The following is a 25,236-nucleotide window of genomic DNA, read 5'->3' as shown; positions in this document are numbered from 1 at the left end:
TGTCACATGCAGTTGGATTCACAGGAGTACCGCATGCTATTTGGAAAGTTGTTGCCCACAGAGGGCAATTTTTTTGAAATGTTCAACCAGCACGCCGACCGCATCGTCGAGGCTGCGGTGGCTTTTTCTAATTTGGTTGCCAACTACAGCGATCCCATCTTGCGTGACAAATACAACCAAGAAGTGGACAACGCCGAGCGCGCTGCCGACCGTGTCACCCACGAAGTCAACCGTGCGATTCACAAAACCTTCATCACACCGATTGATCGCGAGCAAATTCACTCGTTGATCAACACCATGGACGATGTGGCCGACCTGATTCAAGACTCCGCCGAAACCATGGCTTTGTATGACGTGCGTCACATGACAGACGAGATTTCACGTCTGACAGATTTGAGTTTGAAGTGCTGCGAGCGCGTGCGCCATGCGGTGAAGTTACTCGACAAAATCACTGACCCAGCCACCGCTGAAGCCGCGCTCAAAACTTGCGAAGAAATTGACAAGCTTGAGTCAGACGCTGATCGCGTGATGCGCAGCGCAATGAGCAAACTGTTTCGTGAAGAGCCTGATGTGCGCGAAGTCATCAAACTCAAAGCGATTTACGAGTTGCTCGAAACCATCACCGATAAATGTGAGGACGTCGCCAATTTGATCGAGGGTATCGTCCTCGAAAACTCCTGAGTACAGGCGCCCCATGGAATCCGTACAAACTGCGTTTTGGGTGGTCGCTTTGTTGGTCGTGATGGCGTTGCTGTTTGACTTCATGAACGGCTTTCACGATGCGGCTAACTCGATTGCCACGGTGGTCTCCACCGGTGTGCTCAAGCCGGCTCAAGCGGTTTTGTTTGCCGCTTTTTTTAACTTTGTCGCAATTTTTATCTTCCACCTCAGTGTGGCCGCCACGGTGGGAAAAGGCATTGTTCAACCGGGCATTGTGGACACCCATGTGGTGTTTGGTGCGCTGTTGGGCGCCATCACTTGGAACATCATCACCTGGTACTACGGCATTCCCAGCAGCTCATCGCATGCATTGATCGGCGGTATTTCCGGTGCTGTGATCGCCAAGGCAGGCACCAGTGCCTTGATTTCAGGCGGCATCTTTAAAACGGTTGCCTTTATTTTCGTGTCTCCTGTGCTGGGTTTCTTGCTTGGCTCGTTGATGATGGTGGCCGTGGCCTGGATTTTCAGAAGCTTTCGTCCGTCACGCGTGGACAAATGGTTTCGCCGTTTGCAACTGATCTCGGCGGGTGCTTACAGCTTGGGTCACGGTGGCAATGACGCGCAAAAAACCATTGGCATTATTTGGATGCTTTTGCTGGCCACCGGCTATGCGTCCAGCGCGGAATCATCTCCGCCCACATGGACCATCGTGTGTTGCTACGCGGCCATTGGTCTGGGCACCATGTTCGGTGGCTGGCGCATTGTCAAAACAATGGGTCAGAAAATCACCAAACTCAAACCTGTGGGGGGCTTTTGCGCTGAGACAGGGGGGGCCATGACGTTGTTCTTGGCCACCGCCTTGGGTATTCCTGTTTCGACTACTCACACCATCACTGGTGCGATCGTCGGTGTGGGCTCGACTCAGCGTGCCAGTGCGGTGCGCTGGGGCGTGGCGGGCAACATTGTGTGGGCTTGGATCTTGACCATTCCTGCGAGTGCCTTTGTGGCAGGCGTGGCGTATTGGGTCAGCTTCACTCTGTACTGAGTCACTGCGAGATTTTCTGCGCTTCTTCGATTTGGTATTCGAAGTAGCGCTGACCGCTGAACACGATGCTGGACATCAGTGCTGTGGCCCCAATCATGAGTGACACCACGATGGCCCCAATGGTTCCCCAGTTGGTTTGTCCGGCTGGGTCGTCACTGTTAGCCACTGGGTTGAATTTGGCATTCCAAACTTCTGGGGTCATCAAGGCATACACAATGGCATTGAGGGCACAGGCCGCGATCGTGAAACCCAGCATGGGGATGAGCCACCAACTGGCCATGTCATCCAGCCCGTTTTCTTGCACCCGCTCGATCCCGTAGAGTCCGAGTGCCGTTGGTATGGGCAGCAGCCAGCCTAGGGTGTCATTGAGTCCAAACAGGTAAAAGCGGTGCAGTCCCAAGGGGCCACCCAGGAAGGTCAGCCAAGCGGCGATGGTTTTGTTTTTCATGGCATCAGTGTAGACGGCTATAATGGGGAGCTTTTCAGCGTGTCGCAGGCCGGGTGGCCTTAGCGCGTGTCTCAAACGTTGAAAACACCCACCCACCCGAAGGATTCATCATGGTCGTCATTCGACTCTCTCGCGGCGGCTCTAAAGCCCGTCCGTTTTTTAACATTGTTGTGGCAGACAAGCGCGTTCGTCGCGATGGTCGCTTCATCGAGCGTATCGGTTTTTACAACCCCATCGCCAAAGGCGGTGAAGAGGGCCTGCGCATTGCGCAAGATCGTCTGACCCACTGGACTGGTGTGGGCGCACAGTGCTCGCCTACGGTCGAGCGTTTGATCAAGCAAGCTGCCAAAGCAGCCGCTTAATCGACCACAGGCATGGCGATGACCCTGGGCTTGGAGCCTGCAGATTTACCTGCAGACGCCGTGGAAGTCGGGCGCATCGCCGATGCATGGGGCATCAAGGGCTGGTTCAAGGTCCTGCCCTACAGCGCTTCTCCGGAAGCGCTTTTTTCTTCCAAGCGTTGGTTTTTATTGCCTGCTGAAAAAGGTGCCAAAACTTTCGCTGGCACCCTGCTTCTGAAAATTATTGAAGCCAAAGAACATTCCGATACGGTCGTGGCCAGTGCCCAAGCCGTCTCAGACCGAACGGCTGCTGAAGCCCTCAAAGGCGCACGTATTTTTGTCGCCCGTTCTAGTTTTCCCACCCCAGATGCCGACGAGTACTACTGGGTGGACTTGATCGGGTTGGATGTCGTCAACCGTGAAGGCGTTGCCCTTGGGCAAGTTAAAGAGTTGTTGCATACCGGTCCGCAAACAGTGCTGGTGCTGAGCTTTACCGAAGGCGATACCGTCAAAGAGCGCATGATTCCGTTTGTCGGTGTGTATATTGATGCGGTGGATTTAGCCGCACGTCGCATCACCGCTGACTGGCAGCCCGATTACTGATGCGCTCGGCTGGGGTTATTCGTGCGTTTTGACGTCATCACGTTGTTCCCTGAGTTTTTTGAGCCGTTTTTGAAAACCGGTGTGACCCGTCGCGCCTACGAGTCGGGTGCTGTTGTGGTGAGGTTGTGGAATCCTCGTGATTACGCACAAGGCAACTACCGCCGCGTGGATGATCGGCCCTTCGGTGGCGGCCCAGGCATGGTGATGATGGCCGAGCCATTGTTGCTTTGCTTGAACGCCATCCGCGCCGATCGAGGACAAAACCGCGAGGTCGCGCCTTTGCTGCTGTTTTCACCCACGGGCGATCTGATGCGTCATGCTTTGGTGCAGCGCTGGTCCGACAGTGCGGGTGCTGTCTTGCTGTGTGGTCGTTATGAAGGTATTGACCAGCGATTCATTGATGCGCATGTGGACGCCCAACTCAGTTTGGGCGATTTTGTGCTCTCTGGTGGTGAATTGGCCGCCATGGCTTTGCTGGATGCCGTGGCGCGTCTGCAACCCGGCGTCCTCAATGACGAAGGCAGCCACCAATTAGACAGTTTCAACCCGGCGTTGGATGGTTTGCTGGACTGTCCGCACTACACACGGCCTGAGGTGTGGGAAGGGCAGGCCGTGCCCCCTGAGCTGTTATCGGGGCATCATGTGCACATTGAACGTTGGCGACGCGACCAGCGTTTGCGGTTGACCGCGCAATTGCGCCCAGAGTTGATTGAAGCGGCACGTGCGGCCCATCGGCTCAGTGCCGTAGACGAGGCCATTTTGGCGGCAAAGAAACAGCTATAATCATGGGCTTTCGATCCTCTGATCGGCCGCTTCTTGTCACCGTGCCAGAAGCCTTTTGTGTAGCGCGATCAAGATCTTTAGAGGAAAACATGAACCTGATCCAAACCCTTGAGGCAGAAGAAATTGCTCGCCTCGGTAAAACCATCCCCGAATTCGCACCTGGCGACACAGTCATTGTGAGCGTCAACGTGGTTGAAGGCACCCGCAAGCGTGTCCAGGCCTACGAAGGTGTGGTGATTGCAAAACGTAACCGTGGCCTCAACAGTGGCTTCACGGTGCGTAAAGTGTCCAGCGGCGAAGGTGTGGAACGTACCTTCCAAACCTACAGCCCCTTGATTGCCAGCATTGAAGTCAAGCGTCGCGGCGATGTGCGTCGTGCCAAGTTGTACTACTTGCGTGATCGCAGCGGCAAATCGGCTCGCATCAAAGAAAAGTTGGTCAGCAAGTCGGCAGCGGCCTCCAAGGCAGCCGCCGCAGCGCAGTAAGCAGGTTTTACCTCGTCAGCTGTTTGCGACCCACAAAGCCACCCCAAGTGAAAGCTTGCGGTGGCTTTTTCTATGTCTAAACCCCCCTTGTTCGATCCCCTGCAAGTCCCCGTGATTCGCGTGGATCAGCATTTGCCGGCGGTTTCACCAGATCAACTCACGCCACAGGCTTTGGTTGCGAGATTTGCACACCCGCCCTTGTGGGAGCCTGAGTTGGTGCGTGAACGTCGATTCATGGACCGTGAGCCAGCTCACGCCGCGGTCTTGCTGGGGGTGGTGATGCGCGACCAGCCCACAGTGTTGCTGACGCAGCGAACAGCGCATTTGTCGACCCATTCAGGGCAGATTGCGTTTGCCGGGGGTAAGTCAGATCCCGAGGATGTGGATGCTGCTGCGACCGCCCTGCGTGAGGCACATGAGGAAGTCGGGCTGGAGGCTCGCCATGTGAAAGTATTGGGGCAACTGCCGATCTACATCACAGGGTCTGCTTTTCACGTCACGCCAGTTGTTGCGTTGATTTCTCCAGACATGGCCTTGCAGCCCAACCCTTTTGAGGTGGCCCATACGTTTGAAGTGCCTTTGGCGTTCTTGATGGACCCTGCCAACCACCGTTGGCATCGTGTGGAGCATGAGGGGTTTCATCGGGAATGGCTCTCTATGCCCTACCAAGATGGCGCGCACTTGCGCTTTATTTGGGGCGCCACTGCGGGCATGTTGCGCAACTTCTACCGTTTTTTGCAGGCCTGATTTAGAGGTTGGAGCGTCCCGCTATCATCGACCCATGAGTTTTTTGGCCCTGCTCTTTGCTTTGTTGATTGAACAAGCCCGTCCCTTGTCCTCGGACAACGGGTTGCGTCGTTTGTTGCGCAACTGGATTTCTTGGATCAGTCGAACTTTGGATGCTGGGCACCATCAATTGGCCTGGACCACTTGGTCCTTGGCGGTCGGTGTACCGACGCTGGTGACACTGTCTGTGCATTGGCTGTTGCTGTATTTTTTGGGCTGGCCTGTGGCCATGGTGTGGAGCGTGTGCGTGCTCTATGCCTCTTTGGGGTTTCGTCAATTCAGCCACCATTTCACAGACATTCGTGATGCTCTGGATGCTGGTGACGAACGACTTGCCCGCGAACTGCTTGCGCAATGGCAGCACGTGTCGGTGGGCAGCTTGCCCCGCAGTGAACTGCTGCGCCATGTGATTGAGCACTCAGTGCTTTCCGCACATCGTCATGTGTTCGGTGTGCTGGCTTGGTTTTCCGTGTTGGCTGCTTTGGGGTTTGGGCCCGCAGGTGCCGTGTTCTACCGTATGAGCGCTTGGGTTTCGCGTGCGTGGCAGGCGTCAGCTCAGCCTAAAAAAGGCTGGGTCAGCGAGCCCTTGCAAATGGCCGCACAAACAGCCTGGCACAGGGTGGACTGGCTGCCTGCGCGCGTCACTGCTGTGGCCTTCGCGGTGGTTGGCAATTTCGAAGAGGCCATCGATTGCTGGCGTACGCATGCACAGCGGTTTCCAGATGACAACGATGGCGTGGTCTTGTCTGCCACGGCAGGTGCGTTGAATGTGCGCTTAGGGGGCGAAGCTCTGAATGCACAAGCCGAACGTGGTGGCACGTTGTTGAGCGACGAACCTCATGAGTCGCAAGACAGCGAAAGCACGCCAGGACGAGCCCCTGAGTTGGCACATTTGCCCAGTGTGGTGGGCTTGGTGTGGCGCAGCGTGGTGTTGTGGATGGTTCTGCTGGCTTTGTTGACCTTGGCACGTTTGCTCGGTTAGAGACCGTCCACGTTTCAATAATGAGCGGGCTGTGTCAGCTCTGCAAATAACAAGCCATACAAACGGTAGCGCGAGGCGTTGATGGATCCGTTTTCCACGGCATCCCGCACCCCACAGCTGGGCTCATGCAAATGCGTGCAGTTGTAAAACTTGCAATGCGCCACATGGGGTTTGAAGTCAGGCATATAGGCAGCCAGCTGCATGGCATCAATGTGGTGTAGGCCAAACTCTTGGAATCCTGGTGAGTCGATCAAGCCCGTTGTGCGCTCACCATCGACCCAATGCCAAGTGGTTGCCGTGGTGGTGTGTTTGCCAGAGTTGAGCGCGTGCGAAATTTCCCCCGTGGCGACGTTGGCGTTGGGAATCAGAGCATTGATCAAGGTGCTCTTTCCGGTGCCTGAGGGGCCTAAAACCAAGGTGGTTTTGTGATTCAGGCGTTCGGGCAAGTCACCTAAATCACCCGTCTTGAGTGCGAGTGACAACACGGTGTAACCCATGGCCACATAAGGTTGCAAGCGAGCCAAGGCTCTTTCAAACAAAACGGTCAGATCACGTTTGTTCAGGGCGATCACAGGGGTGATATGTTCTGCCTCGGCGGCAATCAAAGCACGCGCAAGTTGCATCTCCGAGAACTCAGGCTCTGCGGCGATCAAGATAAGTACTTGATCTAAATTGGCAGCGAAAGACTTGGTGCGCACTTCATCTTGTCGGTAAAACAAATTGCGCCGTGGTTCGACTTTTTCGATCGTCCCTTCATCTTCACTGGCCAGCCATTGAACCCGGTCGCCCACCACGACCTGACTTTTTTTGCCCCGAGGATGGCAAATGCGGCGCTCGCCGTCAGGTGTTTCCACCACACAGTGACGTCCGTGGGTGGCAATCACCAAGCCGCTGAGCGTCATGCGGCGATCCGCTCCAAGCGTTGTGAAGCCGGTGGGTGAGAGTAATAAAACGTCACAAACCAAGGATCGGGTGTGAGTGTGGAGGCATTGTCTTGGTACAGCTTGAGCAAAGCGCTGCCCAATGCTTGGGCATTGCTATTGGCCACTGCGTAAGCGTCAGCCTCAAACTCAAAACGCCGTGATCGACGCGCCGATAACGGGGACACAAAGAAAGTCACCAAAGGAAGTGTCAGCATGAACAACAGCAATGCCAACGCGCTGTTGCTGCTGTTTAAATTGGGAGACACCCCCAATCCGGTGTAGAACCACACTTGCTGTGACAACCAGCCCAGCAGAGCCAAGCCACCTAAGCTGAAAGCAAAGCTGGTGAGCATCATTTTCAAGATGTGACGGTGCTTGAAATGTCCTAGCTCGTGCGCCAACACAGCCTCCATTTCATCGGCATTGAGTTGTGCCAACAAGGTGTCAAAGAACACCACCCGTTTGGCTGATCCCACGCCTGTGAAAAACGCATTGGAATGGGCGGAGCGACGGCTGCCATCCATGACAAAAAAACCTTTGGCGGTGAAACCCGCGCGGTTCATCAATGCAGTCACGCGTTCTTTCAAAGTGTTGTCTTCCAAGGGGGTGAACTTGTTGAACAGAGGCATGATCACATTGGGTGCAATCCACATCACCAGCAATTGGTAGGCCACCAAGGCGCCCCAGGCATAAAGCCACCAGGTGGCACCTCCCGTGTCCATCAACCACAACACCAATGCCAAGATGGGTAGACCCAACACCAACCCCACCAACAGTCCTTTGAGCATGTCGCTCACCCACAAAGCGGGCGTCGTGTTGTTAAAGCCAAAACGTTGTTCAATGCCAAAGGTTTGATACAAGGTCAGGGGCAAACCGATTAGGCCACCGATCAACGCAAAACTCACCACCAACACCAGTTGCTGGGTCATGCCTGCACCCAGCCAATTCAGCGTCAATTGGTTGAGTGCATCCAAACCACCCAGCAAGGTCCACCCCATCAACAGGACTGCATCCAATGCCATGTCAATCAAGCCCACGCGTGCCTTGGCCAAGGTGTAGTCCGCCGCTTTTTGATGTGCATCTAATGAAATCGTGTGTGCGAATGTTGCCGGCACGGCCTGGCGGTGCTGTGCCACATGGCGCACTTGACGCCCGCTCAGCCAGAGTTTGGTGAGCAAATTAGCCAGCAAAACCACAGCGAGCGCGACAGACATCGAAAGAGAAGGATTCATCATGTGGGGGAGTTTAGATGAACGTGTCGTGGCGATGGGTGACAATCTCTCCCCATGTCTGAAGTGTCTTCCCCCACCCCTGTGCCAAGCTTGGCGAAATCTGATCTGAATTTGGTCTGGCTTGATTGTGAAATGAGTGGACTCGATCCTGATCGTGAGCGATTGCTGGAAATAGCCATCATCGTGACTGGTCCCGACCTCACTCCCCGTGTCGAGGGGCCAGTGCTGGTGATCCACCAAAGTGATGAGCTGTTGGGCAAGATGGACGCTTGGAACAAAGGCACACACAAAAAGAGTGGTTTGATCGACAAAGTCAAAGCCTCGACCTTGACGGAAGAGCAGGCACAGGAGCAACTCATTGCCTTTCTGAAGCCCTATGTGTCTAAAGGTGTTTCGCCCATGTGTGGTAACACCATTGGTCAAGACCGTCGCTTCTTGAACAAGTACATGCCCAAATTGGAAGCCTGGTTTCACTACCGTAATTTAGATGTGAGTACCTTGAAAGAGCTGTCTCGTCGTTGGAAGCCTGAGGTGTTCAATGCATTTAAAAAAGCACAAAAGCACACCGCTTTGGCTGATGTGCACGAGTCCATCGATGAGCTGGTGCACTACCGCGAACACTTCTTGAAACTTTAACTCGGGTTTTCCCGAATTTGTGCGACAATACAGATTGCAACACGAAACACGTGTTCGCTTTCATCGCACATCTACCTCACACACAAGGGCTCACACAGTGAGCCGCCCGCGCCGAGCACGGCGTAGAACTTCGTTTGATGGTTGATGTTGTTCAACCATCGACGGAGCCGCCGCATCAATGCGAGCGGACGTGAAAATGACCGACTCTTTTGAGCTGGGCACTGCTGTGCCAGCTGATCTTTCTATTGTTGCTGATGACTTGGCGCTTGCGCCTGAGACTGAGGTGATTGACGAGCCTATGGCGCCTGCTGCGCCTAATGGTTTCCAACTTTTAGGTTTGGCCCCTGAGTTGATCGCTGCAGTGGCTGATCTGGGTTATACCCAGCCCACCACCGTGCAATCCAAAACCATTCCATTGGCCATGAACGATGGCGCAGCCGGTAAGTTCAACGACCTGATGGTGTCTAGCCAGACCGGTAGCGGTAAGACAGCCGCTTTCTTGTTGCCTGTGCTCAATACCTTGATTGCTCAGATGCACGCCCAAGACGCCCAAGAAACGGCTGAATGGGAAGCCGTGGTGGCCGAAGCCGCTGCCAAAGGCGAGCCTGCGCCTAAGCGTGCACGCCGTAAAGATCCGACCAATCCACGCAACTTCAAGGCGCCAACGCCTGGCGCTTTGATCGTTTGCCCAACCCGTGAGTTGGCTCAGCAAGTGGCGCATGATGCCATCGGCTTGGTCACCCACTGCCGTGGTTTGCGCGTGGCCAACGTGGTGGGTGGCATGCCTTACCAACTGCAAATCGCCAAGCTGCAAAACGCCAATTTGGTGGTGGCTACCCCAGGTCGTTTACTTGACTTGCAGCGCTCGATGCAAATCAAGCTGGATCAAGTTCAATTCTTGGTGGTCGACGAGGCTGACCGCATGTTGGATTTGGGCTTCTCGGATGACTTGGCTGAAATCAACCAACTCACCATCCAACGTCGCCAGACCATGATGTTCAGCGCCACTTTTGCGCCGCGCATTCAGCAATTGGCAACACGTGTGATGCGTGAACCCCAACGTGTGCAAATCGACTCACCTCAAGAAAAGCACAACAACATTCGCCAAATCTTGCATTGGGCCGACAACGCAGCGCACAAGCGTCGCCTGTTGGATCACCTCTTGCGCGACACCACGATTGACCAAGCCATTGTTTTTGCCAGCACCCAAATCGAGTGCGATGGCTTGGCCAATGACTTGCAACAAGACGGTTTTTCCGCTGTGGCATTGCATGGTGCTTTGAGTCAAGGTTTGCGCAATCGCCGTTTGATGGCACTGCGCCAAGGTCAAGTTCAAATCCTGGTTGCCACCGACGTGGCCGCTCGCGGCATTGACGTGCCCACCATCACCCACGTGTTCAACTTTGGCTTGCCCATGAAGTCGGAAGACTACACCCACCGCATTGGCCGCACAGGCCGTGCCGGTCGTGATGGCTTGGCCGTGACGTTGGCTGAGTTCCGCGACAAACGCAAAATCTTTGATATCGAAGCCTACACACGCCAGCCGTTCACAGCTGAAGTGATCCCAGGCATGGAGCCGACCCAACGCGTCGAGCGCGGGCGTGACTTCGCACCGCGCAAAGGTGGTGGCAAGTTTGACGGCCGCCGTGGTGGCAACTTCGGTGGTGGGGGTGGTTTCGGCGGCAACGACCGTTTCGACAACCGCAAAGCCGGTAATTCATTCGAGGCCCGTCAAGGCGGCGCACCTCGTGGCGGTTTTGGCGAAGGTCAGAGCCAAGGTCGTGGTGGTTTCGGTGGCGGTCAAGGCTTTGCCCATCCCGCAGGCCCACGCAGCTTTGATGACCGTCCTGCACGTGGCCCACGTCAGGCTGGTTTTGAAGCCGGTCGCACCCCGTTTGACAAGCCTGCCCGTCCGGCAGGCAAGCCTTTCGGTGGTGGTGGCTTTGATGCTAAAAAACGCAGCCCCAAACCACGCTTTGACCGTTAAGCGCTGAGCATTCTTTGCTCTAAAAAGGCCAGTTGTTTCGGCAACTGGCCTTTTTCATGTGCGCTCAGCACTTAGACAAAGATCAATGACAACATGGCTGCATCGTCGATCAAGTTGATCACCGCATAGGTGGCCAATCGATACAGCATCCAGGTGAATGCTTCCAACCACTCAGAATTCGGTAACGTTTCGCTCAAGAATTCTCTTCCTTGTTTCGATCAAGTTGACTCAGTTGAGCACGCAGCCGTTCTAGCTCGCGTTGGTAGCTTTGGGCATCACCATAGTCCACAAAACCAGCGTAATAGGGATGTGCCTGCAGCACTTTGCGCGCATGCTTGATGGGGCACCAATACATTTCGGTGCGCGCCACGATCTCGCGTGCATAGGCCATCAGGCCATTGCCATACGAGCAATAGGCGCAGTTGACTTTCTCGATCACATTCAAATACGCCAAGTGGGTGCGGTCATAGACAAAATAATCGCTGCGTTTGACGCATGGAATGCCATAAATGGGAAAGCAAACGCGCTGGTACACCGTCACGAACACATCCAGCAGCAACAAAGGGCCCAACACGGAATAAATCAGCGGAGCTGTCAATACACTCAGCCAGTTGGCCGTGATCATGTAGTTGAGCAAGCCTGTTTTGAAGCGGCGGTGTTGCGCCAAGACCTCTCGCTCGAAGCGCACACGTTTGTCTTCAAAATCGGCTTGCAACTCGGCGCGTCGCCGTTTGGTTTCTTCCTCAATCTGGTGCTCGATCTCGCGGATACGATCTAGCAGTTCGCTGATTTTGGGGTTCATAGAGACCTTTGTTTAGACAGATTATGCGTGCAGGGCGGTGTAAATCAGGGTCAACCTGTGGCCTAATATAGGGTTTTAAACCTTTCTCTGGAAAATTAAATGGGCAACAAAATCGTCACCGAAGCCGACCGCAAGCGCACACCTGCTCCTACCCCCTTGCCTGGCACCACGCCACGCACCGGTGGTCGTGGCCAACGCATCAGTCTGGAGCGCGGTGTTGCCACTCGCAGCAAGAAAAATCCGGGCAAACGCTCAAGCAAGGGCGGTTGATCCGCTGTTGCGTGCGACACCAAAAAACAAAGCGTCCCGAGGGACGCTTTGTTTTTTTAGGTTGTGAGTTGTGTCGCGTCAAGCGTCAGGCAACTCAATCTTGACTTCCAACACTTCCAAATTGTCATGACGCTCCACATTGACTTTGATGTCGCTGGGGTTGATCTTGACGTACTTTGACAAAACGGCAACCAAGTCGCGTTGCAAGGCAGGCAAATAGTCTGGCTGCGTGTTGCGGTCTGTGCGCTCGTGGGTCAGGATGAACTGCAAACGTTCTTTGGCAACGTTGGCAGTTTTTTTCTTTTCGCCGAGTAAAAAAGACAGGAGGGACATGACTTATTTCCCACCAAAAATGCGTTTCAGGAAACTGGGCTTGACGTGTTCCGTAAAACGCATCGGCAGATCTTCGCCCAAGAAGCGACTGATCACGTCTTTGTAGGCTTCCGACACGTCGGTGTTGACCAAGTGAACGGCAGGCAAACCTTGGTTAGAGGCTGTCAGAACCGTCTCTGACTCAGGAATCACGCCGATCAGAGGAATACGCAAAATGTCCTGGATGTCTTCCAGAGAGAGCATCTGGCCTTCTTCCACACGGCTTGGGTTGTAGCGTGTGATCAGCAAGTGTTCTTTGATGGGTGTGTCACCCTCAATGGCGCGCAGCGTTTTGCTGCTGAGCATGCCCAAGATGCGGTCTGAGTCACGCACCGAAGACACCTCAGGGTTGGTCACCACCAAGGCCTCGTCTGCAAAGTGCATGGCCATCATGGCCCCCACTTCAATGCCGGCAGGTGAGTCGCAAATGATGTAGTCAAAGCCCATCCCTTTGAGCTCGGTCAGAACGCGTTCAACCCCTTCTTTGGTCAACGCATCTTTGTCGCGTGTTTGCGAAGCGGCCAGCACGTACAAGTTGTCGCACTGCTTGTCCTTGATCAAGGCTTGGTTCAGCGTGGCTTCTCCGTTGATCACGTTGATGAAGTCGTACACCACGCGACGTTCACAGCCCATGATCAGATCCAGATTGCGCAGGCCGACGTCAAAGTCAATCACGACTGTCTTGAAACCGCGTAACGCCAAGCCAGAGGAAAAACTGGCGCTGGTCGTGGTCTTGCCTACGCCGCCCTTGCCAGATGTCACCACAACGATTTTTGCCATGAAATAAGCCTTTGGTTGTTCTCAAAATCAATCGGCAATTTTACAGCCGCTGCATCACCAACTTATCACCCAGCAAAGAGATTTGCGCCGGTTTACCCGCCACCTCAGGCGGCAGTGGCGTATCGCTGGTGCGGTAAGTGCCTGCGACAGAAATCAATTCAGCTTCGAGCGACAAAGTGAAGATGCGCGCCTCTTCGTTGCCGCGTGCACCTGCAATCGCTTTGCCACGCAGGGGCGCATACACATGGATATGTCCATCGGCCATGATTTCTGCGCCTGGATTGACCATGGCCAGCACCACCAAGTCACGTCCCTTGGCATACACGTGCTGGCCAGACCGCAAGGGCTTGTCGATCACCATCGCACCCATGTGCTCGGCGGGCACCTCACGCACGACCTCGACCTCACGAATCACCTCTTGAATCACAGTCTCCACGCGCGAGGAGCTTACTTTTTGTGAGCTCAAGTCACGTGCTTCAAACAAGCCGGCGCTTTGAGCGTTGGCGATGTGGTGTGGCTGCCCACCACGCACTGCCACAGGCACCATGCGGTGCTTGCGCAGCAGCACGCAGATGGCGGCAAAGTCCAAGGCGCTATCGGGTTGTTCCAGGTTGCTGAGGTCAATCACCACCGGGTCGTTGTCAAAGAAATCGGGCGTGTCTCCAAGCCGACGTGTCAAATCGGCTTCCAGCACAGACAGGTCATGCGTTTTGAGGACAAAAGCAACCAAAGGCAGCGAGGCGCTCTTGATCTCATAGGCGTGGGGCGCAGCAGCGTGGCTCATGGTTCGGGCAAACGAAAATTAAAACCCAGACTTTACACGGCAAGGGCTTTCACCAACCGGTAAACTTTTTGAAATGACAACACCCCATTTCTTGCGCCACTTGCTGTGGTCTTTCCCTTTGGCAGTGAGCGTAGATTGTGCGCAGGCACAACAACAACCTGCTGCGCCAGTCCAAGATTTGGGTCGTGTCGAAATCACCAGTGGACGTGACAACGACACGCAGCAGCGTCGCGAATCGACGGCTAGCAAAATTGTCATTGGTCGCGAGGAGATTGAACGCCAAGGCGATGCCAATTTAGGCGAAGTCCTCAAACGCATGCCCGGCATCACCTTGGGCGGCGTGCCTGGGCGCGGTTCTGGCATTCGCATGCGAGGGTTGAGTGCGGGGTACACCCAAATCTTGTTGGATGGCCAGCGCGTGCCACCAGGTTTCTCGGTGGAGTCTTTGACCCCCGAGATGATTGAACGCGTTGAAATTTACCGCGCACCCACTGCCGAAACCGGTGCACAAGCCATTGCGGGCACCATCAACATCATCACCCGTGAGGGCCGCCGCGGCATGCCGGCGGAACTCAAAGTCGGGTCTTCATGGCAAGGCGGATATGCCTCGCCCAACGGATCAATCACCAAATACCAAGAGACCGAACGCTGGAGCAGCAACTACACCTTGTCGGTCAACCGCTATGCAGCCCCTGATCACAGCGAATCCTCACTCGATCGTGTGTCTGGCCCTTTGCAGCGCAACCGTGTCAGTGACAGCCACTACGTGCGTGAAGGCCTCAACACCACCGCGCGCTTGCAGTGGAAAGGCGACCCAGGAGAAAGCCTCACCCTCATGCCTTTTCTGGTGGTGTCTCATGGCACCACCCCTGGCAGCATCGCGCTAGACCAAAGCACCAACAATGCCGCGCGCATTTACGACAGTGCCAGCACCTTGAACGACAACCACTTTGGTTTGGCGCGTATGAACGGTCAATGGCGCCGCAAACTGAGTGCCGACAGCAATATGGAGTGGAAATTCAACGTGGGGGGCTGGGACAGCCGAAGCAACTTCACACAAACACCCACAGGCTCCGGTTCGGTCTACACCTCCACCCTGTCAGAAGCCACGCTCACCAAAGACCGTTCTGCCAGCCTGAACGGCAAATACACCCACGTGTTGGGGGGCGGGCATCAGTGGGTCAGTGGTGCTGAAGTGGAGGCTGTGCGCCGCACCCAAAACGCCACTGCCACCTATGCCGACGGTGATGCCGACTTGCAAGCGCAATCAATGCGCTTTGCTGCCTACACCCAAGACGAGTGGCAACTCAACCCGCACTGGTCTGCCCACGCAGGTGCCCGCTATGAGCAACTCACGACAGAGGGCAACACCACCAGCGGTGATGTGGTCAACCGAAGCAGCGTCTTCACCCCGCTCTTGCACGCGTTGTGGAAGCCCAACCCAGAGAGTCGCGACCAAGTGCGCATGAGCCTCACGCGCAGCTTCAAAACGCCGAACATGCAAACTCTGCTGGCGCGCTACGTGCGCTCGCGCGACGACGCTCTGGGGGGCAGCAACGGCCCCACCAATCCCGACCGCATTGGCAACCCCAACCTCAAACCTGAATTGGCCACAGGCATTGACGTGGCCTTGGAGCGGTATTTGCCCCAGGGCGGCGTGCTCAGTGCTTCAGTCTTTCACCGCAACATTCAAAACCTGATCCGCAACGTTACCGTGCAAGACGCGACGTATGGCAATCGTTGGGTCTCCACCCCACAAAACTTCAGTCAAGCCGTGACCGAAGGCGTGGAGCTGGAGGCCAAATTTCGGCTGGATCAATGGGTCGAGGGGGCCTTGCCTGTGGACGTGCGCAGCAACGTGAGTTTTTACCGCTCACGCGTGCTCAGTGTCGTGGGCCCCAACAACCGACTCGACCAACAACCAGACATGACGGCCAACCTCGGTGGTGACTACCGTTTGCGTAGCATGCCCCTGACGGTGGGCGGCAACATCAATTACAACCCCGGATACACCACGCACTTGAGTGACCCGGAGTTCATCACTGTGTCGCAAAAGCGGGTGATGGACCTGTACGGCTTGTGGCGGGTTGACGCCACCACCTCGTGGCGTTTGACCCTGAGCAACCTCGACCCACGCAACTACGTGACCGATCGCAGTTACAGTGGCGTCGAGAGTAGCAGCACGCGTGACCGCAGTTGGACCAGCGTGCAAATTCGTTTGGAGAAAAAATTATGAGTTCCACCCCGCCAGATGGCGCATGGCTAGACCGCATGTACAACAACCGAGCCTTGGTGCCGGAGCATGCAGCACACTTTGCGCATTGGCGCGAGGCCTCACAGAAAACGCGTGCCACAACACGTTGCTTCCAAGACGTGGCTTATGGACGGGGATCGAACGAAACCCTTGATATTTTCCCGACGGACAAGCCGACAGCCAAACGGGGGGCACCCGTGCTCGTGTTCATTCACGGTGGCTACTGGCGCTCACTGGACAAAGCAGATCACTCCTTCGTGGCCCCAGCCTATACGGCGCAAGGTGCTTGCGTCGTGGTGCCCAATTACGCGTTGTGTCCTGCTGTGACCATCCCAGACATCAGCTTGCAAATGGTCAAGGCCTTGGCTTGGGTATGGCGCAACATTACGCGTTTTGGCGGTGACCCGAGTCGCATCACGGTGGTGGGACATTCGGCGGGTGGGCACTTGGCGGCCATGCTGTTGGCCTGCCACTGGCAGGCTTATGCCAAAGACTTGCCCGCAGATTTGGTGCCACGCGCCATGTCGATCTCAGGCCTGTTCGAGTTGGAATCGGTGCGCTTGACGCCGTTTTTGTCTGACCTGCATCTCACCCCGAAAGATGCGCTGCGCTGCAGCCCCGCCTGGATGCCAGCACCCAAGGCGGGCCGTTTCTACACCGTGGCTGGTGCTTTGGAGAGTGCGGAGTTCTTGCGTCACAACCTGTTGATTCAACAGGCCTGGGGCAAACAACGCGTGCCCGTGTCGGAGGCCTTGCCTGACTTGCAACACTTCAGCGTCGTCGAGGCCTTTGCGCAACCCGGTCATCGTTTGCACCAACTCACGTTGGATCTGATGGCCTAAAAAAACAGCCTGCGGTGCGAGGGCACAGCAGGCTGTTTGAGGGGCGTGGTGCCGCTTACATCAACAGGTGTTCGCCTGCGTTGTCGCCACCCAGGATGACGTAGTTCACCTTGCGCACATCCATCAGCTTGGTGCCGCCGGAATAGCTGATCGAGCTTTGCACGTCTTGCTCCATCTCGATCAGTGTGTCGGCCAGCTTGCCTTTGATGGGCTCCAAAATGCGCTTGCCTTCCACGTGCTTGTACTCGCCCTTGTTGAAGTCTGATGCTGAGCCGTAATACTCTTTGAACAATTCGCCGTCCACTTCAACCGTTTTGCCAGGGGACTCTTCGTGACCGGCGAACAACGAACCAATCATCACCATCGAGGCGCCAAAGCGGATGCTCTTGGCAATGTCACCGTGGCTGCGAATGCCGCCGTCGGCAATGATGGGCTTGGTGGCCACGCGGGCACACCACTTGAGCGCTGACAGTTGCCAGCCGCCTGTGCCAAAGCCGGTTTTGAGCTTGGTGATGCACACCTTGCCAGGGCCCACACCCACTTTGGTGGCGTCGGCGCCCCAGTTTTCCAAGTCGATCACCGCTTCAGGCGTGGCCACGTTGCCAGCGATCACAAAGCTGGTGGGCAACTTGGACTTGATGTAGCCAATCATGTCGCGCACGCTGTCGGCGTGGCCATGGGCAATGTCGATGGTGATGTACTCGGGCACCAGGCCTGCGGCTGCCAGTTCATCCACCGTGGCGCGGTCGGGGGCTTTCACGCCCAAAGAGATCGAGGCATAGACGCCTTTGGCGTGCATGTCACGCACAAACTGGACGTTGTCCAGATCGAAGCGGTGCATCACGTAGAAATAGTTGTTTTGTGCCATCCACAGGCAGATGCTTTCATCCACCACGGTTTTCATATTGGCGGGCACCACGGGCAAGCGGAATTTGCGGTTGCCGAGTTCTACGCCAGCATCGCATTCTGAGCGACTTTCCACGCGGCACTTGCGTGGCAACAACAAGATGTTGTCGTAATCAAAAATTTCCATATCCCAAGCTCCAGAAAAAAACGTTCGAAGATTGAGCGCTTGGCTTGGTCGGCTTTTCTGACGCACAAGGGCAGTCCAAAAAAAACCGAGCGCAAGAATCTTGGGCCCGGTGGCTGATTTTAGCAGGGGTTGGCATGGACCTCTCTAAAATCTGCGCCATGCATGTTTCTTCCGGGTTTGACACCCAGCCGGCCTCGGCCACATCCAATACTTCTCCCTTGCTGCAAGGCCTCAACGCAGAGCAATCTTCGGCGGTCACCTTGCCACCCGAGCATGCGCTGATCTTGGCCGGTGCTGGCTCGGGCAAGACGCGGGTGCTTACCACCCGCATTGCCTGGTTGTTGCAAACCGGGCAAATGTCTCCCGGCGGTGTGTTGGCGGTGACCTTCACCAACAAGGCCGCCAAAGAAATGCTGACCCGTTTGACCTCCATGCTGCCCGTCAATGTGCGTGGCATGTGGGTGGGCACCTTCCACGGTTTGTGCAACCGCTTTTTGCGCGCGCACTGGAAACTGGCCAACTTGCCGCAGACGTTTCAAATCTTGGACACGCAGGACCAACTCAGCGCCATCAAGCGCCTGAGCAAACAATTCAATGTCGACGAAGAGCGCTTTCCCCCGAAGCAAACCATGTGGTTCATTGCGGGCTGTAAAGAAGACGGCTTACGCGCCAAAGATGTGGAAGTGCGCGACGAGGAAACCCGCAAAAAAGTGGAGCTGTACGAGCTGTACGAAGCCCAGTGCCAACGCGAAGGCGTGGTCGATTTTGGTGAGCTGATGCTGCGTTCCTACGAGCTGCTGCGCGACAACGATGCGGTGCGTGAACACTACCGTCGTCGCTTTCAGCACATCCTGATCGACGAGTTTCAAGACACCAACAAGCTGCAATACGCCTGGATCAAACAACTTGCCGGGCCTGTGGGGCAGGGCGGCGGGGCCATCTTTGCAGTGGGGGACGACGACCAAAGCATTTACGCCTTCCGTGGCGCACGCGTGGGCAACATGGCCGACTTTGTGCGCGAATACCAGGTGCAGCACCAGATCAAGCTGGAGCAAAACTACCGCAGCTTCAGCAACATCTTGGACAGTGCCAACCACCTGATCAGCCACAACAAAAGCCGCTTGGGTAAAAACCTGCACACCACCCAAGGCGCGGGTGAGCCGGTGCGCGTGTACGAGTCCCCCACCGACTTTGCCGAAGCTCAGTGGATGGTCGATGAGATGAAGCAATTGCTGCGCGATGGCCAAAACGGCGATGGCAGCCAAGGCGTGGCGCATCGCCACGAAATTGCGGTGCTCTACCGCAGCAACGCGCAAAGCCGGGTGATTGAAACCGCGCTGTTCAATGCGGCCATGCCGTACCGGGTGTATGGTGGCTTGCGCTTTTTTGAGCGTGCCGAAATCAAACACGCCTTGGCCTATTTGCGACTGTTGGAGAACCCGCGTGATGACACCAGCTTCATGCGGGTGGTCAATTTCCCGCCGCGTGGCATTGGGGCACGCAGCATCGAACAGTTGCAAGACGCTGCGCGTGCCATGGGCTGCGCCATGCATGACGCGGTGAGCGCGGTCTCCGGCAAAGCCGGTGCCAACCTGAGCGCGTTTGTAGCCAAGATCGATGTGCTGCGTGAGCAGACCCAGGGCCAAACGCTGCGCCAAATCATTGAGTTGCTGTTGGACCACTCCGGCTTGACCGAGCATTACAAGGCCGAGCGTGAAGGCGCAGACCGTTTGGAGAACTTGGCCGAACTGGTCAACGCGGCGGAGAGCTTTGTGACCCAAGAAGGCTTTGGCCGCGAGGCCGTGGCTTTGCCGGTGGATGGCCAAATGATCAACCCCGACACGGGTGAAACCATGTCCCCTCTGGCGGCATTCTTGACCCATGCCGCGCTGGAGTCTGGCGACAACCAAGCCCAAGCGGGACAAGACGCGGTGCAGTTGATGACGGTGCACGCCTCCAAAGGTTTGGAGTTTGACTGCGTGTTCATCACCGGCATGGAAGAGGGCTTGTTCCCCCATGAAAACTCGATGAACGACTACGACGGGCTAGAGGAAGAGCGCCGCCTGATGTACGTGGCCATCACACGCGCACGTCGGCGCTTATACCTCAGCCATTCGCAAACCCGCATGCTGCATGGCCAAACCCGCTACAACATCAAGAGCCGATTCTTTGAAGAGTTGCCCGAACACACCCTGAAATGGATCACGCCCGCACGCTCGGCCTTTGCCGATCCTCAAACGTCACGGCGCGACGCCTGGCAAAACCCCGCATGGCAAAACAACCCCTGGGGTGGTGGCGCTGCCACGGCCGCGGTACCCGTGGTGCAACGCGCGGCACCCACCAGTGGCCCCAATGCCTGGGTGCGCAGCGGCGTGCAGGTGTTTCACACCAAGTTCGGTGAGGGCACGGTGATCAGCTTGGAAGGGGTGGGAGATGACGCCCGCGCCCAGGTGAAGTTTGGTCGCCATGGCATCAAGTGGCTGGCGCTCAGTGTGGCCAAACTCACCCAGGTGTGAGCGTCACACTCAGGCGTAAATCACGTCGGACACGAAGCTGTCGCGAAAGCTGTAGTAGGTCGAGCAAAAAAACATCGCGGCCAACATCAGCATGGCGGGCAGCAGGGCCAGTGACGCAAATTCACTGTCGCCCGTGAAGCTGGAAATCAGCGTGATCACCAACGCCGTGAGCAGAAAAATAAACGACCACAACAGGCCGAACACCAAAAAAGCACGCCAGTTGCTCAAACAGGCCACGGTGCTGAAAAACAAACTCTTGATGGCCGGCACGCCATGCCAATGCACCAGGGCTGGCGCATGCCAGAACACAGCCGACAAAGGCAGGTACAACAACATTGACAACCACATGGCGTTTTGAAACTCCGGCGTCATCAACGTTTCCTTGTCCAGCGCGCCACCGACCAGGTAGAGCTTGGCAAAGTCACCGCCATCGACCAGCATGGACAAGCCCATCACGCCGATGAAGCCCAGCGCATAAAGCAGCCCCAGCACCAGCATGTCACGCTTGCGTTCTCTGCCCGCGCGAAACCCACTGGCCAAAATCATCGGCATGGGGAACTTACCCAAATCCACCTCACGCGTGGCCGCCATGAGCCCCAAAGAAGCGGCAGGCAGCAGCATGAGTGCAAAAAAGCTCCCTATTACGGGCACCAGCGATGACACCGACATCAGCGCCATGAACATGAAAAACAAGCCGCTCAACGCGATGGGTTGTTTCCAGAAGGTACGAATGCCTTGACGCACCCAAAGGGCGCCGGTGCGTGCAGGAACAACATGGAGTTTCATGGTCACAGGTGTACCGGTTGGGTCACGCGTTCGCGCAACACGTGCTCGAAGTGGCTGGGGTCGTGGGCCTGCAACAAGCTGGCTTCACGCGGCAAATGGAAGTCCCACAAGCGTGAGACCCAAAACCGCAAAGCACCGGCACGCAAGGTGGCGTTGAACAGCTGGCGCTCTGCGGCAGTCAGTGGGCGCACGGCTTGGTAGGCCTTGACCAGGGCTTGCATTTTTTCGGGGTTGTGACGGTCATTTGTTGACGCGTCATGGTCAATGCACCAATCGTTGATGCACACGGCCAAGTCAAACAACCAGGTGTCCACACCTGCGAAATAAAAATCAAAAAAGCCGGTCAATTCGGGCGTATCGAGGGGGCCATCAAACATCACGTTGTCGCGGAACAAGTCGGCATGCACCGGGCCACGGGGCAGCGCGGTGTAAGCCGATGAAGCCGCCACGTGGTGCTGGTAGGCCAATTCCGATTGAATCAAGGTGGACTGTGAGGGATATAAAAACGGCAACACCACAGGCACAGTGTGTGCCCACCAGTCCAGGCCCCGCAAATTGGGTTGCTCACGCGCAAAGTCGCTTCCCGCCAAGTGCATGCGTGCCAGCATGTCGCCCACGGCCGCACAGTGGATGGAGGTGGGCGCCAGTTCACTTTTTCCGCGCAAACGGTTCACCACGGCGGCAGGCTTGCCTTGCACGGTGAGCAAGATGTCGCCGTGGCGGTCAGACACCGGGTCTGGCACCGGAATGCCACGCTCAGCCAAATGCTTCATCAGGTACAGATAGAAGGGTAGTTGCGCGTGGGTGAGTCGCTCAAACAGGGTCAGCACATAAGCGCCGTCGCTGCTGGTGAGGAAGTAATTGGTGTTTTCAATTCCGCCTTGGATGCCCTTGAGTTCGACCAATTCACCCAGCTTGAGTTGTGTCAGCAGATCTTGCGCGGTGGACTCGGAAACTTCGGTGAAAACAGCCATGACGGGGTGGGGGGTGAAAAGTGCCTCAATTGTAGTGGTCGCCCTTGCGGGGCCCCGCTGGACGCCAACAACAGGCCATGGGCACGGCACAATCGCGGCATGTCAGAAAACAAGACCTTGCTGTTGGTAGACGGCTCTAGCTACCTCTACCGTGCTTTCCATGCCATGCCCGACCTGCGTGCCGTGCCGGGTGACCCCACCAGCGCTGCCACCGGGGCCATTCGCGGCATGATCAACATGATGCAGGCCTTGCGCAAAGAAGTGCCGACGCAATGGGCTGCGTGCGTGTTTGATGCCAAGGGCCCAACCTTTCGCGACGCCATGTACCCCGAGTACAAGGCCCACCGCTCGCCCATGCCTGACGATTTGCGCAGCCAAATTGAGCCCATCCACCAGATGGTGCGCATGCTGGGCTGGACCGTGCTCGATGTCCCGGGTGTGGAGGCCGATGACGTGATCGCCACCTTGGCGGTGACGGCTGCTCAGCAGGGCATGACGGTGGTGGTGTCGAGTGGCGACAAAGACCTGAGCCAGTTGGTGAACGAACACATCACCATCATGGACACCATGAACGGCAAAAAACGCGACGTGGCGGGCGTGACCGCCGAGTTTGGCGTGCCGCCGAGTTTGATGATCGACTTTCAAACCTTGGTGGGCGACACCGTGGACAACGTGCCCGGCGTGCCCAAGGTCGGCCCCAAGACCGCCGCCAAGTGGCTGATGGAATACGGCTCGCTCGACGCCTTGCTGCAAAACGCCGATGCCATCAAAGGGGTGGCGGGTGAGAACTTGCGGCAAGCGCGTGAGTGGTTGGTCACGGGGCGTCAGCTGGTGACCATGAAAACCGATTGCGATTTGTCCGGCCATGTGCCGGGTTTGCCTGCGCTGGACGCCCTGCATTTGGCCGAGCCCGACAAGTCTGCGCTCAAAGCCTTTTACGAAACCTATGGCTTCAAAGGCCTGGCTCGTGCGATGGGCGAGGCCCTGGGCAGCCCTACAGCAAGTGCGGCAGACGCACATGCCCCGGGCGCAGGCGATCAGCCGCCAGGTGGCACCCTCGGTCTGTTTGACGAGCCAGCGCCCACGCCCTCGAAAGTCACCACCAAGACCTATGACTGCGTCCTCACTTGGGAATCGTTTGACGCATGGTTTAAACAAATTCAGGCCGCTGACTTGGTGGCGTTTGACACCGAAACCACCTCGCTGGACGCCATGCGCGCCGAGGTGGTGGGCTTGAGTTTTTCGGTGCAAGCGGGCGCGGCCTGCTACATCCCGCTGGCACACAGCTATGGCGACGCACCCACGCAGTTGCCCCTCAACGAGGTGTTGGCCAAACTCAAACCCTGGTTTGAAAACCCCGCCGCCAAAAAACTGGGCCAGCACATCAAGTACGACCGCCATGTCATGGCCAACCACGGCATCGAGGTGCAAGGCTATGTGCATGACACCATGCTGCAAAGCTATGTGTTGGAAGTCCATAAGCCGCACGGTTTGGCCAGCTTGGCCGAACGCCATGTGGGCCGCAAAGGCTTGAGTTACGAAGACCTGTGCGGCAAGGGCGCACACCAAATTCCGTTTTCCCAAGTGGATGTGGCACCTGCCACCGAGTACTCGTGCGAAGACTCGGACATGACGCTGGAGGTGCACCAAGCCCTGTGGCCGCGTTTGCAAGCCGACGACAAGCTGCGCTTTGTCTACGAGCTGGAAATTGCCAGCAGCGAAGCGCTCTACCGCATTGAACGCAACGGTGTGTTGATCGACGGGCCCACCTTGGCGGCGCAAAGCCATGCTTTGGGCCAGCGCATTGTGCAACTTGAAGCTGAGGCCTATGAGATTGCTGGGCAACCGTTCAACTTGGCCAGCCCCAAGCAGTTGGGCGAAATCTTTTTTGACAAGCTCGGTTTGCCCGTCGTCAAAAAAACCGCCACTGGGGCGCGCAGTACCGACGAAGAAGTGCTGGAAAAACTGGCCGAAGACTACCCATTGCCTGCCAAGATTTTGGAGCACCGCTCCTTGAGCAAGCTCAAAGGCACCTACACCGACAAGCTGGCGCAGATGGCGCTGCCGCGTACCGGGCGCGTGCACACCCATTACGCACAAGCGGTGGCAGTGACGGGACGTTTGTCCAGCAATGACCCCAATTTGCAGAACATCCCCATCCGCACCGCAGAAGGTCGCAAAGTGCGCGAAGCCTTTGTGGCCCCTGCTGGCAGCGTGATTGCCAGTGCTGACTACAGCCAAATCGAGCTGCGCATCATGGCGCATTTGAGCGACGACGAGGCCTTGGTCAAAGCTTTCCATGACGGCTTGGATGTGCACCGTGCCACGGCTGCCGAGGTGTTTGGTGTGGCGGTGGACCAAGTGAGCACCGAGCAGCGTCGCTATGCCAAAGTCATCAACTTTGGCTTGATCTACGGCATGAGCGCCTTTGGCTTGGCCAAGGCGCTGGGCATCGACAACACCGCTGCCAAAAACTACATCACCCGTTACTTTGAGCGCTTTGCCGGTGTCAAACGCTACATGGACGACACCCGAGCCCAAGCCAAAGCACAGGGCTATGTGGAGACCGTGTTTGGCCGTCGCTTGTACCTGCCTGAAATCAACAGTCCCAACGGCCCGCGCCGCGCGGGGGCAGAGCGTGCGGCCATCAACGCGCCCATGCAAGGCACGGCGGCAGACCTGATCAAGCTCAGCATGGTCAAGGTGCAACAGGTGCTGGACGCGCAACACCGTTCGATCAAAGTGATCATGCAAGTGCACGATGAACTGGTGTTTGAAGTGCCCGAGTCAGAAGTGGATTGGCTCAAGACCGAAGTACCACGCCTGATGGCCGAGGTGGCACAGCTCAAAGTGCCCTTGCTGGCGGAAGTGGGCGTGGGTCGCAATTGGGACGAGGCGCATTAGAAACAATT

Annotated in this window: 26 protein-coding genes; 15 read left to right on the top strand and 11 right to left on the bottom strand. The window is 56.6% G+C overall.

Annotation, left to right across the window (positions count from 1 at the left end):
• Window positions 1–33: 33 nt before the first annotated feature.
• On the top strand, window positions 34–681 hold the full coding sequence (locus tag B9Z41_RS10675; protein WP_100147100.1) for a DUF47 domain-containing protein: 648 nt from the start codon (window positions 34–36) through the stop codon (window positions 679–681).
• Between the two features lie 13 nt (window positions 682–694).
• A complete protein-coding gene (locus B9Z41_RS10670; RefSeq protein WP_100147047.1) occupies window positions 695–1,705 on the top strand; it encodes an inorganic phosphate transporter in 1,011 nt (336 codons plus the stop codon).
• 1 nt (window position 1,706) lies between these two features.
• Here B9Z41_RS10670 and B9Z41_RS10665 read toward each other — a convergent pair whose 3' ends face one another.
• Window positions 1,707–2,153: a TM2 domain-containing protein gene (locus B9Z41_RS10665; RefSeq protein ID WP_100147046.1), complete on the bottom strand. Its 447-nt coding sequence runs from the start codon at window positions 2,151–2,153 to the stop codon at window positions 1,707–1,709.
• A 110-nt stretch (window positions 2,154–2,263) separates the two neighbouring features.
• Here B9Z41_RS10665 and rpsP point away from each other — a divergent pair, with 110 nt between their 5' ends.
• The 6 genes from rpsP (at window position 2,264) to B9Z41_RS10635 (ending at window position 6,133) form a co-directional block, all read left to right on the top strand.
• A complete protein-coding gene (rpsP, locus tag B9Z41_RS10660) occupies window positions 2,264–2,515 on the top strand; it encodes a 30S ribosomal protein S16 (RefSeq protein ID WP_100147099.1) in 252 nt (83 codons plus the stop codon).
• Window positions 2,516–2,527: 12 nt separating this feature from the next.
• Window positions 2,528–3,097, top strand: a complete 570-nt coding sequence (gene rimM / locus B9Z41_RS10655) for a ribosome maturation factor RimM (protein ID WP_100147045.1) — start codon at window positions 2,528–2,530, stop codon at window positions 3,095–3,097.
• Window positions 3,098–3,118: 21 nt separating this feature from the next.
• On the top strand, window positions 3,119–3,880 hold the full coding sequence (gene trmD / locus B9Z41_RS10650; RefSeq protein WP_100147044.1) for a tRNA (guanosine(37)-N1)-methyltransferase TrmD: 762 nt from the start codon (window positions 3,119–3,121) through the stop codon (window positions 3,878–3,880).
• An 89-nt stretch (window positions 3,881–3,969) separates the two neighbouring features.
• On the top strand, window positions 3,970–4,365 hold the full coding sequence (gene rplS / locus B9Z41_RS10645) for a 50S ribosomal protein L19 (RefSeq protein ID WP_100147043.1): 396 nt from the start codon (window positions 3,970–3,972) through the stop codon (window positions 4,363–4,365).
• A 72-nt stretch (window positions 4,366–4,437) separates the two neighbouring features.
• Window positions 4,438–5,112: a CoA pyrophosphatase gene (locus tag B9Z41_RS10640; protein ID WP_100147042.1), complete on the top strand. Its 675-nt coding sequence runs from the start codon at window positions 4,438–4,440 to the stop codon at window positions 5,110–5,112.
• Between the two features lie 34 nt (window positions 5,113–5,146).
• On the top strand, window positions 5,147–6,133 hold the full coding sequence (locus B9Z41_RS10635) for a CobD/CbiB family protein (RefSeq protein WP_100147041.1): 987 nt from the start codon (window positions 5,147–5,149) through the stop codon (window positions 6,131–6,133).
• A 14-nt stretch (window positions 6,134–6,147) separates the two neighbouring features.
• Here B9Z41_RS10635 and rsgA read toward each other — a convergent pair whose 3' ends face one another.
• A complete protein-coding gene (rsgA, locus tag B9Z41_RS10630; protein WP_100147040.1) occupies window positions 6,148–7,035 on the bottom strand; it encodes a ribosome small subunit-dependent GTPase A in 888 nt (295 codons plus the stop codon).
• Window positions 7,032–8,288: a M48 family metallopeptidase gene (locus tag B9Z41_RS10625; RefSeq protein ID WP_100147098.1), complete on the bottom strand. Its 1,257-nt coding sequence runs from the start codon at window positions 8,286–8,288 to the stop codon at window positions 7,032–7,034. The genes rsgA and B9Z41_RS10625 overlap by 4 nt, the downstream gene beginning before the upstream one ends.
• 54 nt (window positions 8,289–8,342) lie before the next feature.
• Here B9Z41_RS10625 and orn point away from each other — a divergent pair, with 54 nt between their 5' ends.
• Both orn and B9Z41_RS10615 read left to right on the top strand, forming a co-directional pair.
• Window positions 8,343–8,924: an oligoribonuclease gene (gene orn, locus B9Z41_RS10620; RefSeq protein ID WP_100147039.1), complete on the top strand. Its 582-nt coding sequence runs from the start codon at window positions 8,343–8,345 to the stop codon at window positions 8,922–8,924.
• Between the two features lie 196 nt (window positions 8,925–9,120).
• Complete coding sequence (locus B9Z41_RS10615) at window positions 9,121–10,911, top strand: DEAD/DEAH box helicase (protein WP_100147097.1); 1,791 nt, start codon at window positions 9,121–9,123, stop codon at window positions 10,909–10,911.
• Between the two features lie 71 nt (window positions 10,912–10,982).
• Here the strand turns inward: B9Z41_RS10615 and B9Z41_RS17295 are convergent, their stop codons facing one another.
• Both B9Z41_RS17295 and B9Z41_RS10610 read right to left on the bottom strand, forming a co-directional pair.
• On the bottom strand, window positions 10,983–11,108 hold the full coding sequence (locus tag B9Z41_RS17295) for a hypothetical protein (protein WP_255408417.1): 126 nt from the start codon (window positions 11,106–11,108) through the stop codon (window positions 10,983–10,985).
• On the bottom strand, window positions 11,105–11,713 hold the full coding sequence (locus B9Z41_RS10610; RefSeq protein WP_100147038.1) for a hypothetical protein: 609 nt from the start codon (window positions 11,711–11,713) through the stop codon (window positions 11,105–11,107). Before B9Z41_RS10610 ends, B9Z41_RS17295 begins: the two co-directional genes overlap by 4 nt.
• A 99-nt stretch (window positions 11,714–11,812) precedes the next feature.
• On the opposite strand from B9Z41_RS10610, the gene B9Z41_RS17150 reads away from it, so the two are divergent.
• Window positions 11,813–11,983 (top strand): hypothetical protein, encoded by a 171-nt coding sequence (locus B9Z41_RS17150; RefSeq protein ID WP_199172976.1) that lies wholly within the window; start codon window positions 11,813–11,815, stop codon window positions 11,981–11,983.
• Between the two features lie 78 nt (window positions 11,984–12,061).
• Here B9Z41_RS17150 and minE read toward each other — a convergent pair whose 3' ends face one another.
• Genes minE through minC form a run of 3 tightly spaced genes read right to left on the bottom strand, consistent with a single transcriptional unit; the run spans window position 12,062 to window position 13,919 of the window.
• Entirely contained in the window at window positions 12,062–12,316 is a 255-nt protein-coding gene (gene minE / locus B9Z41_RS10605; RefSeq protein ID WP_100147037.1) for a cell division topological specificity factor MinE, read from the bottom strand.
• Window positions 12,317–12,319: 3 nt separating this feature from the next.
• Complete coding sequence (minD, locus tag B9Z41_RS10600) at window positions 12,320–13,135, bottom strand: septum site-determining protein MinD (protein WP_100147036.1); 816 nt, start codon at window positions 13,133–13,135, stop codon at window positions 12,320–12,322.
• Window positions 13,136–13,175: 40 nt separating this feature from the next.
• Entirely contained in the window at window positions 13,176–13,919 is a 744-nt protein-coding gene (minC, locus tag B9Z41_RS10595; protein ID WP_100147035.1) for a septum site-determining protein MinC, read from the bottom strand.
• A 73-nt stretch (window positions 13,920–13,992) separates the two neighbouring features.
• Here minC and B9Z41_RS10590 point away from each other — a divergent pair, with 73 nt between their 5' ends.
• The gene (locus tag B9Z41_RS10590) at window positions 13,993–16,155 is read left to right on the top strand and encodes a TonB-dependent siderophore receptor (RefSeq protein WP_100147034.1); all 2,163 of its coding nucleotides are present in this window, start codon (window positions 13,993–13,995) and stop codon (window positions 16,153–16,155) included.
• A complete protein-coding gene (locus tag B9Z41_RS10585; RefSeq protein ID WP_100147033.1) occupies window positions 16,152–17,015 on the top strand; it encodes an alpha/beta hydrolase in 864 nt (287 codons plus the stop codon). Before B9Z41_RS10590 ends, B9Z41_RS10585 begins: the two co-directional genes overlap by 4 nt.
• A gap of 55 nt (window positions 17,016–17,070) precedes the next feature.
• Here the strand turns inward: B9Z41_RS10585 and B9Z41_RS10580 are convergent, their stop codons facing one another.
• Window positions 17,071–18,048, bottom strand: coding sequence for a GMP reductase (locus tag B9Z41_RS10580; RefSeq protein WP_100147032.1), 978 nt, complete (start codon window positions 18,046–18,048; stop codon window positions 17,071–17,073).
• Window positions 18,049–18,206: 158 nt separating this feature from the next.
• On the opposite strand from B9Z41_RS10580, the gene B9Z41_RS10575 reads away from it, so the two are divergent.
• Window positions 18,207–20,564, top strand: a complete 2,358-nt coding sequence (locus tag B9Z41_RS10575) for a UvrD-helicase domain-containing protein (RefSeq protein WP_100147096.1) — start codon at window positions 18,207–18,209, stop codon at window positions 20,562–20,564.
• Window positions 20,565–20,573: 9 nt separating this feature from the next.
• Here B9Z41_RS10575 and B9Z41_RS10570 read toward each other — a convergent pair whose 3' ends face one another.
• Both B9Z41_RS10570 and B9Z41_RS10565 read right to left on the bottom strand, forming a co-directional pair.
• Complete coding sequence (locus tag B9Z41_RS10570) at window positions 20,574–21,350, bottom strand: BPSS1780 family membrane protein (protein ID WP_100147031.1); 777 nt, start codon at window positions 21,348–21,350, stop codon at window positions 20,574–20,576.
• Window positions 21,351–21,352: 2 nt separating this feature from the next.
• Window positions 21,353–22,324 carry a homoserine kinase gene (locus tag B9Z41_RS10565; RefSeq protein ID WP_100147030.1) on the bottom strand — a complete coding sequence of 324 codons (972 nt, stop codon included), beginning with the start codon at window positions 22,322–22,324 and terminating at the stop codon, window positions 21,353–21,355.
• Window positions 22,325–22,423: 99 nt separating this feature from the next.
• Here B9Z41_RS10565 and polA point away from each other — a divergent pair, with 99 nt between their 5' ends.
• Entirely contained in the window at window positions 22,424–25,228 is a 2,805-nt protein-coding gene (gene polA, locus B9Z41_RS10560; protein ID WP_100147029.1) for a DNA polymerase I, read from the top strand.
• The last annotated feature ends 8 nt before the right edge of the window (window positions 25,229–25,236 follow it).

The organism is Limnohabitans sp. JirII-31, from assembly GCF_002778315.1.
Classification (GTDB): domain Bacteria; phylum Pseudomonadota; class Gammaproteobacteria; order Burkholderiales; family Burkholderiaceae_C; genus Limnohabitans.
Note: the sequence above shows the minus strand (reverse complement) of the source record. Positions and strands in the feature narration are given on the sequence as shown.